The following is a 14,383-nucleotide window of genomic DNA, read 5'->3' as shown; positions in this document are numbered from 1 at the left end:
CTTACGACGGCGTGCCCATCGCATAGGGCTTCAGCACGGCATAGAGGAAGTCGTGCGTCGGGGTCGGCACGCCGAGCTTGCGGCCGAGCTCGACCACCTTGCCGCTTAGCCAGGGCAGCTCGAGCCGGTTGCCGCGCTCAAGATCGAGCGCCATCGACGCCTTCATCGCCGGCGGCGCATGGCCGATGAAGTCGAGCACTTTCGCAAGCGGGTCCGGCGGCAGCTTGATGCCGCTGGCGTGCGCGATGGCGATGATCTCCTCGCAGGCCGATACGAAGAACGGGCGCAGGTCGGGATCGTCGCGCAGCCTGCCGATCGGCTGGCGCGTGACCGCGGTCATGCCGGCATTGGTGGCGAGGCCAACGAACTTCATCCACAGCTCGGTGTTGATCTGGTCGCTCAGCGTGGCATCGAACCCGGCCTTCAGGCAGAGCGCGAGCAGCGCCTTGCCGCGCGGCGTGATGCGGCCGTCGAGCTCGCCGAAGATCATCCGCATGAAGGTGCCGACCTGGTTGATCACGCCGGGCTTGATGATCGAGGCAGAGATCTGCGCCACGCCGCCCATCACGGCGTTGCGCCCGAGGATCGGGATCAGCCGGTCGGGCGCGTCGATGCCGTTCTGCAACGGGATCACGGCGGTGTCGGGACCGACCATCGGCTTGATGTGCTCGCCGGCGCTCTCGACGTCCCACAGCTTGACGCAGAACAGCACGATATCGACCGGGCCGACGCTTGCGGGGTCGTCGGTCGCCTGGGTCGGGATCAGGTGGGTTTCGCCGCGGCCGCCCTGAACCTTCAGCCCTTCGCTGCGCATGGCGGCGAGGTGCGCGCCGCGCGCGATAAAGGTGACGTCGGCGCCGGCATGCGCCAGCGCCGCTCCAAAGCCGCCGCCGACGCCTCCGGCGCCGACCACTGCGATCCTCATGATTGTCTCCTTGTCCACCGTCTTGGCCCGCAGCCTCGACGAAGTCGGTGCGATGCGCAACCCCGGTTGCGCAATGCGCCACCGGGCGTGTCTGAAAATCGCGTGACCGCGGTCCCTCAGCACGCGTCCTGCGCCATCTTCCTGCGTTGAACTTGCCCGAGCGAACCGCTAAGCCATCTGCCTGATATTCGGGAGGAATGCGTGGCGATGACGGAGCCGACGGCGGTCGCGCTTGACGGTGCGACGGTGGCGTTTCGGTTGGCGGATGGACGCGTCTATACCGCGGTCGAGCAGGCCAATCTTTCGGTCGCGCATGGCGAGTTCGTCGCCATTGTCGGCCCGACCGGATGCGGAAAATCCACGCTGCTCAATGTCACCGCCGGGCTGTTGAAACCGGCCGCCGGGGCGGCGCGGATTTTCGACAAGCCGCTCAGTGGCCTCAACCGCGACGCCGGCTATCTGTTCCAGGCCGACGCGCTGTTCCCGTGGAAGACCGCGATCGACAATGTCGCGATCGGGCTCGAGATCCGGGGTACGCCGCGGACGGATGCGCTTGCGCGCGCGCAGCAATGGCTGACCTCGGTCGGGCTCGGCGCCTTCGCCGGCCGCTATCCGCACATGCTGTCGGGCGGCCAGCGCAAGCGCGTCGCGCTCGCGCAGGTCCTGATCCGCGATCCGAAGATCCTGCTGATGGACGAGCCGTTCGGCCCGCTCGACGCCCAGACCCGGCAGATCATGGGCAATCTGCTGCTGGAATTGTGGACCGCCGACCGCAAGGCGGTGCTGTTCGTCACCCACGATCTCGAGGAGGCGATCGCGCTCGCCGACCGCGTCGTGATCATGTCTGCCGGCCCTTCCGCGCGCATCATCGGCGACTGGCGCATCACGCTGCCGCGGCCGCGCGATATCGCCGAAATCCGGATGGAGAAGGATTTCCATGCCCTCCACCGCGAGATCTGGGGCGTGCTGAAAGACGAGGTGATGAAGGGCTATGTCCAGTCGACGCAGGCGGGAGCGGCCTGATGTCGCGCCTGACGTTGCTGTCCCTGCAGGTTCTGGTCGCCGTCGTCACACTGGCCTTGTGGCAGTTCTTTTCCACCGTGCCCGTTTTCGGCAAGGTGCTGCTGCCGCCGTTCTTCTTCTCCAATCCGGTCGACGTCTTCAGCCAAATTGTAAAATGGTTCTCGACCGGGGTGATCTGGAAGCATCTTGCGATCACGCTGTGGGAATCCATCCTCGCCTTCGTGATCGGTTCGGCCGGCGGCATCCTGGTCGGCTTCTGGTTCGCGCGGCAGCCGCGCGTCGCCGCCGTGTTCGATCCCTATGTGAAGATGGTCAACGCGCTGCCGCGTGTGGTGCTGGCGCCGATCTTCGCGCTGTGGTTCGGGCTCGGCGTCTGGTCCAAGGTCGCGCTCGGCGTCACGCTGGTGTTCTTCATCGTGTTCTTCAATGTCTACCAGGGCGTCAAGGAAGTGCCGACGACGGTGCTCGACAACGGCCGCATGCTCGGCATGAACGAGCGGCAGCTGATGCGGCACGTCTACTGGCCCTCGGCGCTGTCGTGGATGTTCTCCTCGCTGCACACCTCGGTCGGCTTTGCGGTGGTCGGCGCGGTGGTCGGCGAATATCTCGGCTCAGCGGCCGGGCTCGGCTATCTGATCCAGCAGGCCGAAGGCGTGTTCGACGTCGCCGGCGTGTTCGCCGGCATGTTCGTGCTGTCGGCCTTCGTCATCCTGATCGACATGGCGGTGACTGTCGTGGAGAAGCGGCTGCTGGTCTGGCGGCCGACGGCCGTGACGCGGGATTAGGTCACTGCCGGCGTCGCTTCCAACAGCCCGCGGATCTTCTCCATCACCTCCGGGTCAACAGGATTGTAGACGATCATGCTGAGGTCGGAGCGGCCGTCGACCGCGAACGCCGAATATTCGAACTTGACCGGGCCGAGGATCGGATGACGGAGCTGCTTGACGCCCTCGCCATGGGTTCGCACGTCGTTGTCGCGCCAGAGCGCCGCGAATTCCGGGCTGAGCCGGCAGAGCTCATCGACAAAAGGTTGCACCTCGGCGGCCGCACCGGCGCGCATCGCGTCCACCCTGAAGGCGCCGACGACGAAGCGCGCCACGCTGGCCCAGTCATGTTGCGCGGCGCGGACGCGCGGATCGAGGAACATGAAGCGCAGCACGTTGCGCTCGCGCGGCGGCAGCGATCCGTAGTCCGTCAGCATCACGGTCGCCGCGCGGTTCCAGGCGACGATGTCCCATGTCGCAGTCCTGATCACGGCGGGGCTCGGCAGCAACGCGTCGAGCACGCGCTGCAGCCGCGGCGAGACGCCTTCGTTCTTCTGGTAGCGCACCTCGGGCGTGCGTCCGAGGCCGAGCAGGAACAGATGCTCGCGCTCGACATCGGTCAGCATCAGCGCACGCGCGATGCGGTCCAGCACATCGGCCGACGGCGCACCGCCGCGGCCCTGTTCGAGCCAAGTGTACCAGGTCGCCGAGATGTTGGCGCGCTGCGCCACTTCCTCGCGGCGTAGCCCTGGCGTGCGCCGCCGCTCCGGCGGAAAGCCGAACGTCGCCGGATCGAGCTTGCTGCGGCGGTCCTTCAGATAGGCACCGAGCAGGTTCTCTTGCGTGAGCGGTTCGCTCATCCTGTTAGCCAATATACCATGATAAAGTCACTACTTTACCACGATAGCCGTGCCGCCCAGATTTGTCTCCAGCAAAACCTGGAGATTGCTGATGCGTGTGTTTGTCACTGGAGCCACCGGTTGGATCGGCTCGGCCGTCACGAATGATCTGATTGCCGCCGGCCATCAGGTGCTCGGCATGACCCGTTCCGACAAGGGCGCGGAAGCGCTCGCCGCCGCCGGCGCCGAGGTTCACTACGGAACGCTCGAAGATCTCGACAGCCTGAAGAGCGGCGCCGCGCGGGCCGACGCTGTGATCCATTGCGCCTTCAACCACGACTTCTCGAAGTTTGCGCAGAACTGCGCGGATGACCGGCGCGCGATCGAGACGCTCGGTGCCGTACTCGAAGGCTCGAAGCGTCCGCTGATCACCACCTCGGGTGTCGCACGGGTGGCGCAGGGCCGCGTCGCGACCGAAGAGGATCCACCGATTCCGGTCTCCGAGCTTTATCCGCGTGCGTCCGAGGCGACGACGATGGCAGTGGCCTCGCGCGGCGTACCTGCGGCCGTGGTGCGGCTGCCGCCCTCGGTGCATGGTCATGGCGACCACGGCTTCGTGCCGCGCCTCGTCGCCTTTGCGCGCGAGAAGGGCGTCTCCGCCTATATCGGCGAGGGACAGAACCGTTGGCCCGGCGTGCATCGGCTGGATGCGGCGCGCGTCTACCGGCTCGCGCTCGAGCGCGGCGTCGAAGGCGGCCCGTTCCATGCGGTCGCCGATGAGGGCGTGCCGTTCAAGGCGATCGCCGAGGTCATCGCCCGCCGGCTCAACGTTCCGCTGGTGTCGAAGTCTTCAGAGGAGGCGGCCGAGCATTTCGGCATGTTCAGCCGGTTCGTCGCCTTCGATGTGCCGACCTCGAGTGCGCGGACGCGCGCGCGGCTCGACTGGCAGCCGTCGCAGCCCGGGCTGATCGCCGACATCGATCACCCCGCTTATTTCGCGTAGCTGCGGCGGAGTACGGACCATGACAGACGCCAAGATGTCGCTCGACGGCAAGCGCGTGATCGCAATCGGGGGATCGTCGGGGATCGGCCTTGCCGTCGCTGCGCTCGCGCGGGAGCAGGGCGCGGAGGTGGTGATTGCTTCCAGCAAGCCGACCAATGTCGATGCGGCGGTCGCGCGGCTGCCGGGATCTGCGGGCATGACCGTCGATCTGCGCGACGAAGCCAGCGTGTCGCGCTTCTTCGAGCAGGTCGGCGCCTTCGATCACCTCGCGATCACGGCCGGCGATCAGGGCCTCCCGGCGTTCGGTGCCACGCGTGATCTCGATCTCGTTGCGGCGCGCGAGGCTCTGACCCTTCGCTTCTGGGGCTCGCTCGCGGCGGTCAAGCACGCCAGCCGCGTGATCGCAGCGAACGGATCGATCACGCTGACTGGCGGCCTGCTGGCGCACCGCCCGCAAAAGGGGATGCCGTTTGTTACCGCGGCCGCGGGTGCCATGGAGAGCCTGGCCCGCGGCCTTGCCGTCGATCTTGCGCCGGTCCGCGTCAATGCTGTCTGCCCGGGGCTCATTCTCACCGAGCGCGTCAAGCAGATGCCGGAGGAGAGGGTGCGCGGCTACGTGGCAGGCTTGCCGTTACCGCGCGCCGCATCGCCGAGCGAGGCGGCCGCGGCTTATGTCTATCTGATGCTGAACAGCTACGTGACCGGGCAGATTCTTGCGGTGGATGGCGGTGGTCTGTTGGTGTGATCGTTAGAGCGGGAAGCACCGCATGTAGAGATCGTAGGGCGGGTTAGCGCAGCGTAACCCGCCGATGTTGCGGCGAAGAGATGGTGGTGGGTTACGCCTTCAGCTAACCCACCCTACGCAACCACTTAGAGCGGGAAGCATCGCATGTAGGCCGCGAACAGCTTCTCATCGCTGTAGCTCACCAGCTCTGAGGCAATCGCGTCGGCCAGTTCGAGGTCACGGTTCTGGATGCGCAGCCAGGCCTGGGTATCGGCGGTGATGTTCAGCGCCGCGTCTCCGACATGACGCCCCGGCACCACCTGCAGATCCTTGCCCTTGATCACGACTGTCATGTCCAGCGCGCTTGCCCCGGTGAAGCGCAGATGCGTCACGAAATCCAGACCGCGCGCCCTGCCGCGCTGAAATCCGAGCGAGAGCGAGAAGATGTAGGCCTGGATGCTGCCGGTATGGCGGCCGGACGTGACATGCTGGACCTTCTTGTGCGGAAAGCGCCGCGTCACCGTGTCCTCGGCGTCGGTATCCGGGATCACATAGACGAACTCGTCCTTGTCGATCAGCGGCTGCACGACGTCGGCGAAATGCGCGTCCCGATCGTGCAGGAAGGGGCCGATCACATCTTCGCCGGCCGGACAGGCCGAGATGCAATAGGCTGCCTTGTAGCCCGGCTTGAACGATAGCGATTGCCAGATGTTCAACGTCTCGGTGCGGGGGACGCGGGCGCGATAATCCTTCGCGTCCTTGGAATCCGCGACCTTCTCCACCCACTGCGTGAAGTTGCCGAGGAAGTCGTGATAATTGTGGGTGTGGCAGGACAGGAAATCGAAGCCGCCGTCCGGCTTGATGGCGCCGACCGGGCAGGCGGCCACGCACAACTTGCACTCCAGGCAGGGATTGTAGTCGATCGGCTGGTCATAGGCGTCCACCTCGCATCCGAGCAGGACGGTGCCGAGCAGGACGAAGCTGCCGAATTTCGGGTGGATGATGCTGCGATGGATGCCCATCCGCCCGAGCCCGGCTTCGACCGCGATCGGCTTGTGCTGGACCATCATGATCCGGGGCAGGTCCATCTCCATCGGGAAGGCGGCGACCGAATTGCAGGCCGGGATGCCGTGCTCGTCGAGCGCGCGAACGATGGCGCGTGCGGTCTCGTTGACGTGGTCGTAAGTACCGTGGAATTCCTCGTTGGCGACCGAGCGTGAGGGCGAGCGCACCGGCTCGCGGTTCATGTGGCACACGATCGCAAGCAGGGAACGCGTCCGGCCGTAGACCTTGCGGATGAAGTCGCGCTGCGGCGCGATGGCCGCCCGGTCGAACTCGATGATGCCGACGTCATCGGCGCCGCACTCGCGCGCGATCCGCTTGAGCAGTTCCGAGGAAGCCGGGACGTCGTGAACGTGCTGGCTGCTGCGCGCGCGCACCGCCCTGACCGTGGGGTGATCGTCCAGGCTCATGGTCCCGCTCTCTATAAAATGACGATCATCATATTATGGAGCGAGCGGACGTGAGGCAAGTGAATTATCTGTCAATGGTCATGTAGTGGAACCTCCGGGTTGCACGCCGGCCCGAACACGACACGTTGATCGAGCCATGCACTCCGTCATCGTGAGGTGGCCGCTTCTTCAGCGGCCCTCGAAGGATGCACGACCCGGCTGGTAGCCGTCGACCCTTCGAGACGGCCGCTTCGCGGCCTCCTCAGGGTGACGGTACGCGCCTCGCGATGACGGCTGACGGACCGTCGTCAATCCAGCAGCTTGGTATCATCCGGCGCCTGAGGCGGCGTCTTGATCGCAATCGACTTGATGGCGCGGCCGTTCGGCTTGTTGCCGCCATGCGGCGTGCCCTTCGGGATCACGATCAGGTCGCCCGGCTTCACCGTCACTTCCTTGTCGCCGAGCCAGACCGTGCCGGTGCCTTCGAGCACGAATTGCATCTCGTTGGTGTTGGGGTGCATGTGCTTCGGCACATTGCCGTCCTGGATCGAGACGGTGGCGCCATCGGCGGAGACGAACGTCCTGGAGCGGAAGCCGACCTTGTTGGCGTCGCCGAGCTTGTCGCCCTCCATCTCGCCGGTGTGGATCACCTGCGCGGTGATGCTCTCGGCGGCGAGCGCCGGCCGCAGCAAATGGGTGACGCCGCAGCCGGCGGCGAAGGCCGCGGCGATCGACAGCGCGGTTGCAAGACGATTCATGAAGACCTCCCTTGATGTTTCCCTTGAAATATTCTTGGCGTTTCTTCGGTGTTTTCCTGTATCCGCGATGCTATGCCGTGGCCGCAGGCTTGACCAGTTACCGGAAAGTCGCCTTCTCAAGGCAGGCCTGCTCCTCTATCGTGCCGGCCAGTCGAACGGAGGACGTCATGAACAAACTGCTGGGCAAGCTTGCCGGAACGCTGTTGGCGCTGACCCTGTCCACGGGCCTTGCCGCGGCGCAAAGCAAGATCACCATCGCGGTCGGGGGCGGCGCTTGCCTGTGCTATCTGCCCACCGTGCTGGCCAAGCAGCTTGGCGAATATGACAAGGCCGGGCTTGCGGTCGAGCTGGTCGATCTCAAGGGCGGCTCGGATGCGCTGAAGGCCGTGCTCGGCGGCAGCGCCGACGTCGTCTCCGGCTATTTCGACCACTGCGTCAATATCGCCGCCAAGAAGCAGGAGATGCAGGCCTTCGTGGTCTATGACCGCTATCCCGGCCTGGTGCTGGTGGTCTCGCCGAAGCACACCGGTGAGATCAACTCGATCAAGGATCTTGCCGGCAAGAAGGTCGGCGTCAGCGCGCCGGGCTCTTCGACCGATTTCTTTCTGAAGTATCTCTTGAAGAAGAACGGCCTCGATCCGGCCGGCACCGCCGTGATCGGCGTCGGCCTCGGCGCCACCGCGGTGGCCGCGATGGAGCAGGGCCAGATCGATGCCGCCGTGATGCTCGATCCCTCTGTCACCGTGCTGCAAGGCAGCCACGCCGACCTCAAGATTCTCAGTGACACCCGCACCCAGCACGACACGCTCGCGGTGTTCGGCGGCGAATATGCCGGCGGCGCGCTCTATTCGACCACAGCCTGGGTCAACGGCCACGAGAAGGAAGTGCAGGCGCTGACCAATGCCATCATGGCGACGCTGTCCTGGATCCATTCGCATTCGGCCGAGGACATCATGGCCAAGATGCCGGAGGAGCTTGTCGGCAAGAACAAGGAGCAATATCTGGCCGCGCTGAAGAACACGATCCCGATGTATTCCGAGACCGGCAAGATGGATCCCAAGGGCGCGGAAGCGGTGCTCGCGGTGTTCAGCGAGGGCTCGCCGGAGGTCGCAAAGGCCGGCATCGACGTCACCAAGACCTACACCAACAAGTTCGTGGATCAGGTCAAGAAGACGACCGGAAGCGCGAAGTAAGCGCACGTGCCCGACATGCAGTCTCCGCTGATTTGTCGCGTCACCACGCTCGACCTGGCATTGCAGCGGCGTCCCTGGCCGTTCGCGGACCAGCGGCGTGGCGAGATCGACGCGCATTTCGCCGAGCAGCGGCGGCTGAACCCGAACCTGTGGAACGGCCGCGTCCTGCTCGGGCGCGATCCGGTCTTCGCTGGCGAGCGGCTCAGCGCGAGCTATTTCGAGACCGATTTCGCAAGCTTCCTCGCCTGGCGCGACTGGGGCTTTCCGGACAATGAGGTCTTCAACGGCTTCGGCATGGGCGCGCTGCTCTCGAGCGACGGCGCCTTCGTGTGTGGCGTGATGGGCGAGCAGACCGCGAATGCCGGACGGATCTACTTTCCCTCCGGCACGCCCGATCTCGACGACATCAGCGGCGAGAGCGTCGATATCGCCGGCAGCGTGATGCGGGAGCTCGAGGAGGAGACCGGTCTTACCGCAGCAGATTGCCGGGCGGATGCCGATTGGCACTGTATCTACACCGGCGTTGCGCTCGCGATGATGCAGATCCTGCGCGTCGACATGCCCGCTGACACGCTGCGCGCGCGCATCGAATCCAATCTCGCGCGTCAGAAAAATCCCGAACTCGCCGGCATCCATCTGGTGCGCAGCCGCGCCGATCTCACCAGTGCAATGCCGCGTTTCGTCACCGCGTTCATCGAAACGCAGCTGCCGGCGTAGGGTGTGTAGTCATAAGAGTCAGCCTCTGAGGGTGAAGCGGTCGTTGTCTGGATCGGTCGTCATCGACGGCTTGTGACCTGAAGCAACGTTTGGCCGATCATTCGGCCACTTCAACGATCATCTCGACCTCCACAGCGTTGTTGAATGGAAGGCCCGCCATTCCAACAGCCGATCGCGCGTGTTTGCCGGCCGCCTCGCCGAAGATCTCCACCATCAAATCGGAGAAACCGTTCACGACTTTCGGTTGATCACCAAAGCCTTCGGCCGAATTGACCATCCCGAAGACCTTGACCACGCGCTTGACGCGATCGAGGCTCCCAAGTGCGACGCGCACCTTCGCCAACATGATCAGGCCGACCTGACGGGCCGTGTCATAACCTTCCTGCACGGTGAGGTCCTTCCCCACCTTGCCCTTGTACTTCCAGTCAGCAGCCGGGGTGTTTCCCGCGAGAAAGAGTAGATTGCCAACCCGGACCGCATCGACGTAGTTGGCGACGGGAACAGGCACGGGCGGCAGCGTAATATTCAACTCCTTCAGCCTGGCCTCGGCAGAAGGTGAATTCTGCGCCACCGCAGCCGACGAAGCGGCAAGCCACGCTCCCAATCCAAGCACGCACGCACCGAACCACGAGATGAGTCTCGTTCTGCAAAGCATATGAGTCATGTGTCGCCTCCGATGACAGCTACTTCGCAGGCCTCAGGATAAGTCAGAAATAGCGAAGCTGCCCTCCGTAGTTCTCCGGTCTGAAAGGTCGTCGGCAGCGCTTCGCCGAAACTTTGCGCAGGCCTGCGCCGTGGCGACGCAGCCATCGCGTTTGACATCATCGGCCGCTGCCCCTGTGATAGGACGGCACGAAAGCAAAAATGCAGTGCACAATCTCTGGGGAGGGATTCATGCCGGTCAGGAGGGCCGTCCGCCTGCTCGAGCAGGAGAAGGTCGACATGGTAATGGGTTTCTTCAATCGTCTCCGCGGGTTCTAAATCGCAATCTGCTATTTTCCCTGCCGCGCACTTTCGAGCAGGGTCATGCAGGCGTCGAGACAGGCTGCTGCAATCGTCCGGCCGAGGGGGCCCGGCTTCTTGTTCAACAGCCGATGCATCACGACGCCGTGCAGCATCATCATGATCGGATAGGCGATGTGCGCGGCCCTGCTTTCGTCGACGCCGGCGCGCACGATATGGGTGGTGTATCGTTCGATCTCGCCGGCCTGCGCACCCGTTGTGACGCGCTCCATCCAGCCGCGCCCGTAGAGCAATTCATAGTCGCGGGGGTGGGTGCTGCCGAACTCGAGATGTCGTACGCAGGTGTCCTGAAAGTCGCGGGATTTCGCGAGGTAGGCCGAGAAGCGCTGAAAAGCCAGCGCGCGTAACGCCGTCAGCAACGCCTCCCTGTCGGCGTAGTAGCTATAGACCGTCGGCGTCGTGGTGGCTGCTTCCGCGGCCACGCCGCGGATCGTCACGGCCTCCTCGCCGCCCGACTGCCACAGCGTGTCGGCGGCCTTCAAGATCCTGTGAGGCAGCTCCGGATCGGCAGTTCTCGGCATTGGCCCTCTTGCTTTTACATTGTATAAGTTATACGTCGTCTAAATAATAACCCGTGCCCAGGAGCAAGCAAATGGCCCTTTCCCCGAAACTGATTGGACCCTCGATCTCCTTGATCACCGGCCTGATCACGTCGACCAGCATGTCGTTCGTCGGTCTCGCCATGAACTATGGGTTCCAGCCCGATTTCGCCGTGCGCTGGCTGAAGGCCGCGGCAACGAGCTACGTCGTGATCGTCCCGATGTTGATCATCGTCATCCCGCGGATCCAGCGCTTCGTCATGCGGCAGGCCGGATTGCCGACGCGCTGAGGTCGGGTCGCAGCACAATGAGCACCGTCTCCGGGCTCAAGCCCCCGGGCATCACAGATATCACGCAGTTCGTCCTTTGAACGCAACCCAAGGGTCAGCAACATGACGACGAAACACAAGCACGACAAGCCGATTCTCGTGACCGGAGCAGCCGGCGCTGTGGGCGGCGTCGGCCGCAGCCTCACCGAATTCCTGCTCAAGAACGGCCACAAGGTGCGCGCCTTGGTTCGGCGGGAGGACGCGCGCGCCGAAGCCTTGCGGCGGCTCGGCGCAGAGGTCGTAAAGGGCGACGTGACGGACCTCGCTTCGATGCACCGCGCCGTCGAAGGTTGCCGGCGTATCTATTTCGGTATGTCTGTCTCGGCGGCTTACCTGGAGGCCACGATCAACACTGCCGCGGTGGCGCGGCACCACGGCGTTGAGGCTTTCGTGAACATGTCGCAGATGACGGTCTCGCAGATGAGCATCAACGAGACCACCGACAGCCCGCAGCACAGGCTGCACTGGCTGGCGGAGCAGGCTCTGGCCTGGTCGGGACTGCCGGTCGTCACGGTGCGGCCGACAGTGTTCCTTGAGGGCTTCTTTCTGATGCTCGCCGCCGCCGGTGTGCGGGCCTCCGGCGAGTTGGCGCTTCCGATGGGCGATGGCAAGACCTCGCCGATCTCGGCGGTCGATGTGGCGCGCGCGGTCGCGGCGATCCTCGACGATCCCGCACCACATATCGGACGAATCTACGATCTGACGGGGCCGGAATCCGCCGATCTGAACCACCATGCGCGTGCTTTCTCCGAGGCGCTCGGCAGGCCCATCCGATATCGCGACGTCCCGCTCGCGGCGTGGAGCGAAGGCCTTCGGCGGGCGGGGTTTCCCGAGCATGTCGTCAGCCATCTCTCGGCCATGACCGAGTTGAACCGGCAGGGGCGTTACGACCGCATGACGGACACCATATACAAGCTCACAGGCGAAGCGCCGGTGAACACGCGCGATTTCGTGAAACTCCATGCCGCCAAATTCAAATAGTATAGACCTGCGCTTTGATGAGGTGCTCGGCACCGACCGAAGCGGAATCCGACCGTTGCGGCGCCAGGATGGCGTGCTTTGGATCGAGGCCGTGCAATGGCTCGGCCGACCGAAATTCCGGCGCAACAATCTGCCCGCGGTCACGCTCTGTCGTCGGTCTGGCGCAAAGCGTATCGGGGCTATCCGACGCGGGCAGTCCGATGAGACCGATGAGGCAAGGGCAGGCGCTTCTGGCACGCTTCGTTTTGCTGCTCTTGTTGAGCGGCTGTGACGAAGCGGACCAAATTGCTGAGCAGGAGTGTCGTTCTTTGAATGCCCGCAGTTCGGTACTCAAGACATTTTCGGACGATCAAAATAATAAGCTGGTGACTTTTACTCTCAAATACTCGAGTTCGCTTGACGCGATGATGAATGCTGCGAAATCGGAAACTGAAAAGTCGGCGATTTTGGACGGTGCAAAGAAAAGCGCTGTCTACAGCCTGGATGGCACGATACTCGTGAAGTCGAGGGACAAGGCAACGCGAGAAGTCACGTGCATTGCGATACTGTCCGTTAGCGTTCTGGATACGAGCGCGGAAAAAGAGATAGAATTTCGAGTGAAGCAAACGAGCGACGGAACGCCGCTCGTTTCAGTCAGTCCTTTTCTTTTCTCGGTAGACTAGTCCTGAAACCCCGAGCGGCCATGCTCGGTATTCGGTCTGGTGCACAGCGTAGTAGCGCTCCGCCTTCTCGCCCTCCGACTGCCACCGGGCCTCGGCGGCCTTCAAGATCCTGTGAGCCAAGCCCCCCGATCGGCGTTCTGCGGCATCAGCCCTTGCTTTTACGTCGTATAAGTTATACGTCGTATAAATAATAACCCCGTTCCGAGGGACGCGCCAGCGGAAGGACAAGTCAGCCCCTTCCATGACAGGACAACACGATGAAGGTTCCCAAGATATGGATTGCGGGCCTGTCTGCAGCCGTGCTTGCGGTATCAGGCACCTATCTGTGGCGCGAGGGCATTCCGTCCAGCGTCATGAAACCGGCCGCGAAGTCCGCACCTGCGCGGCCTGTACCCGTGACGGCCGGTGTGGTGAAGGATCAGGACTTCGCGATTTCGCGCGTCGGACTCGGCACGGTCCAGGCCTACAACACCGTGACCGTCAAAGTGCGCGTCGATGGTGAGGTGCAAAAGATCGCCTTTCGCGAAGGCCAGGATGTACAGGTCGGCGACCTGATAGCGCAGATCGATCCGCGCCCCTATCAGGCGCAACTGCATCAGGCCGAGGCCGACAAGGCGCGCGACGAAGCGCTGCTCGCCAATGCCAGGCTGGACCTGGAGCGCTACAGCAAGCTCGTGGTCAAGGAGTTCGCCACCCGCCAGAGCGTCGATACCCAGCAAGCGCTGGTCGCGCAATATCAGGCTGCGATCGCGCATGATCAGGCGGTGATCGACAATGCGCGCGTGCAGCTGGGGTATACAACGATCGTCTCGCCACTCGCCGGCCGCACCGGCATTCGCCTGATCGATCAGGGCAACATTGTTCATGCCTCCGATCCGGGCGGACTTGTCGTCATCACGCAAGTGGCGCCGATCGGCGTGATCTTCACCTTGCCGCAGAAATATCTCCCGGAGATCGTCGATGCGATGCAGGGCGGGGTGCTTGTCGTATCGGCGTATGATCAGGACGACCGCATCAAGCTTGCCGAAGGCCGTCTCGAACTGATCGACAACCAGATCGATCAAGGCACGGGCTCGATCCGGCTGAAGGCGATCTTTCAAAATCTCGACGGGCGGCTTTGGCCCGGCCAATTCGTCAGCGCCCGCCTGCTGCTCGGCGTCCGCCGCGGACCGGTCGTGCCGGAATCCGCGCTGCAATCGGGACCTAACGGCAGCTACGCGTTCGTCGTCCGGCAGGATTCCACGGTCGAACCCCACCTCGTGCGGATCGCCGCCAGCAGCAACGGCGAGGCGCTGATCGAGAGCGGCCTCGCTGCCCATGAAACCATCGTCGTCGACGGCCATTACAAGCTCCGGCCCGGCGCCCGCGTCGTGACCGCGCCCGCGCCCGCGCCGGTGGCTCCCGCGCGGGAGCGCGCCGCGTCCACAGCCCAGGGTCGAGAATAAGGCGACA

Annotated in this window: 16 protein-coding genes; 10 read left to right on the top strand and 6 right to left on the bottom strand. The window is 64.0% G+C overall.

Features of this window, described 5'->3' with window-relative positions; genetic code table 11:
- Nucleotide 1: 1 nt before the first annotated feature.
- Nucleotides 2–925 carry a ketopantoate reductase family protein gene (locus tag ACVIGB_RS17015; protein ID WP_456721747.1) on the bottom strand — a complete coding sequence of 308 codons (924 nt, stop codon included), beginning with the start codon at nt 923–925 and terminating at the stop codon, nt 2–4.
- A gap of 207 nt (nt 926–1,132) precedes the next feature.
- Between ACVIGB_RS17015 and ACVIGB_RS17010 the strand changes: the two genes are divergently transcribed.
- On the top strand, nt 1,133–1,948 hold the full coding sequence (locus ACVIGB_RS17010; protein WP_456725153.1) for an ABC transporter ATP-binding protein: 816 nt from the start codon (nt 1,133–1,135) through the stop codon (nt 1,946–1,948).
- Complete coding sequence (locus ACVIGB_RS17005) at nt 1,948–2,733, top strand: ABC transporter permease (RefSeq protein WP_456721748.1); 786 nt, start codon at nt 1,948–1,950, stop codon at nt 2,731–2,733. The genes ACVIGB_RS17010 and ACVIGB_RS17005 overlap by 1 nt, the downstream gene beginning before the upstream one ends.
- Here the strand turns inward: ACVIGB_RS17005 and ACVIGB_RS17000 are convergent.
- Nucleotides 2,730–3,572 (bottom strand): helix-turn-helix transcriptional regulator, encoded by an 843-nt coding sequence (locus ACVIGB_RS17000; protein WP_456721749.1) that lies wholly within the window; start codon nt 3,570–3,572, stop codon nt 2,730–2,732. The genes ACVIGB_RS17005 and ACVIGB_RS17000 overlap by 4 nt on opposite strands.
- Before the next feature lie 91 nt (nt 3,573–3,663).
- On the opposite strand from ACVIGB_RS17000, the gene ACVIGB_RS16995 reads away from it, so the two are divergent.
- Together ACVIGB_RS16995 and ACVIGB_RS16990 are read left to right on the top strand one after the other, a co-directional pair.
- Nucleotides 3,664–4,554 (top strand): SDR family oxidoreductase, encoded by an 891-nt coding sequence (locus ACVIGB_RS16995; RefSeq protein ID WP_456721750.1) that lies wholly within the window; start codon nt 3,664–3,666, stop codon nt 4,552–4,554.
- Between the two features lie 19 nt (nt 4,555–4,573).
- A complete protein-coding gene (locus tag ACVIGB_RS16990; protein WP_456721751.1) occupies nt 4,574–5,299 on the top strand; it encodes an SDR family oxidoreductase in 726 nt (241 codons plus the stop codon).
- 125 nt (nt 5,300–5,424) lie between these two features.
- Here the strand turns inward: ACVIGB_RS16990 and ACVIGB_RS16985 are convergent, their stop codons facing one another.
- On the bottom strand, nt 5,425–6,750 hold the full coding sequence (locus ACVIGB_RS16985) for a 4Fe-4S binding protein (protein ID WP_456721752.1): 1,326 nt from the start codon (nt 6,748–6,750) through the stop codon (nt 5,425–5,427).
- Between the two features lie 287 nt (nt 6,751–7,037).
- Nucleotides 7,038–7,487 carry a cupin domain-containing protein gene (locus tag ACVIGB_RS16980; RefSeq protein WP_092115819.1) on the bottom strand — a complete coding sequence of 150 codons (450 nt, stop codon included), beginning with the start codon at nt 7,485–7,487 and terminating at the stop codon, nt 7,038–7,040.
- Between the two features lie 167 nt (nt 7,488–7,654).
- Here ACVIGB_RS16980 and ACVIGB_RS16975 point away from each other — a divergent pair, with 167 nt between their 5' ends.
- Nucleotides 7,655–8,680: an ABC transporter substrate-binding protein gene (locus ACVIGB_RS16975; protein ID WP_456721753.1), complete on the top strand. Its 1,026-nt coding sequence runs from the start codon at nt 7,655–7,657 to the stop codon at nt 8,678–8,680.
- 15 nt (nt 8,681–8,695) lie between these two features.
- Nucleotides 8,696–9,397 (top strand): NUDIX hydrolase, encoded by a 702-nt coding sequence (locus tag ACVIGB_RS16970; protein WP_456721754.1) that lies wholly within the window; start codon nt 8,696–8,698, stop codon nt 9,395–9,397.
- A 97-nt stretch (nt 9,398–9,494) separates the two neighbouring features.
- Here ACVIGB_RS16970 and ACVIGB_RS16965 read toward each other — a convergent pair whose 3' ends face one another.
- A complete protein-coding gene (locus ACVIGB_RS16965; protein WP_244549558.1) occupies nt 9,495–10,061 on the bottom strand; it encodes a RidA family protein in 567 nt (188 codons plus the stop codon).
- 328 nt (nt 10,062–10,389) lie between these two features.
- The gene (locus ACVIGB_RS16960; protein ID WP_092115816.1) at nt 10,390–10,941 is read right to left on the bottom strand and encodes a TetR family transcriptional regulator; all 552 of its coding nucleotides are present in this window, start codon (nt 10,939–10,941) and stop codon (nt 10,390–10,392) included.
- A 71-nt stretch (nt 10,942–11,012) separates the two neighbouring features.
- Here ACVIGB_RS16960 and ACVIGB_RS16955 point away from each other — a divergent pair, with 71 nt between their 5' ends.
- From ACVIGB_RS16955 to ACVIGB_RS16940, 4 genes are all read left to right on the top strand, one after another.
- Nucleotides 11,013–11,249 (top strand): DUF2798 domain-containing protein, encoded by a 237-nt coding sequence (locus ACVIGB_RS16955; RefSeq protein ID WP_456721755.1) that lies wholly within the window; start codon nt 11,013–11,015, stop codon nt 11,247–11,249.
- Between the two features lie 102 nt (nt 11,250–11,351).
- Nucleotides 11,352–12,269 carry an SDR family NAD(P)-dependent oxidoreductase gene (locus tag ACVIGB_RS16950; protein WP_456721756.1) on the top strand — a complete coding sequence of 306 codons (918 nt, stop codon included), beginning with the start codon at nt 11,352–11,354 and terminating at the stop codon, nt 12,267–12,269.
- A gap of 209 nt (nt 12,270–12,478) precedes the next feature.
- Entirely contained in the window at nt 12,479–12,931 is a 453-nt protein-coding gene (locus tag ACVIGB_RS16945; protein WP_456721757.1) for a hypothetical protein, read from the top strand.
- A 257-nt stretch (nt 12,932–13,188) separates the two neighbouring features.
- A complete protein-coding gene (locus tag ACVIGB_RS16940; protein WP_456721758.1) occupies nt 13,189–14,376 on the top strand; it encodes an efflux RND transporter periplasmic adaptor subunit in 1,188 nt (395 codons plus the stop codon).
- Nucleotides 14,377–14,383: the final 7 nt, after the last annotated feature.

Source organism: Bradyrhizobium sp. USDA 4341 (genome assembly GCF_054063755.1).
Note: the sequence above shows the minus strand (reverse complement) of the source record. Positions and strands in the feature narration are given on the sequence as shown.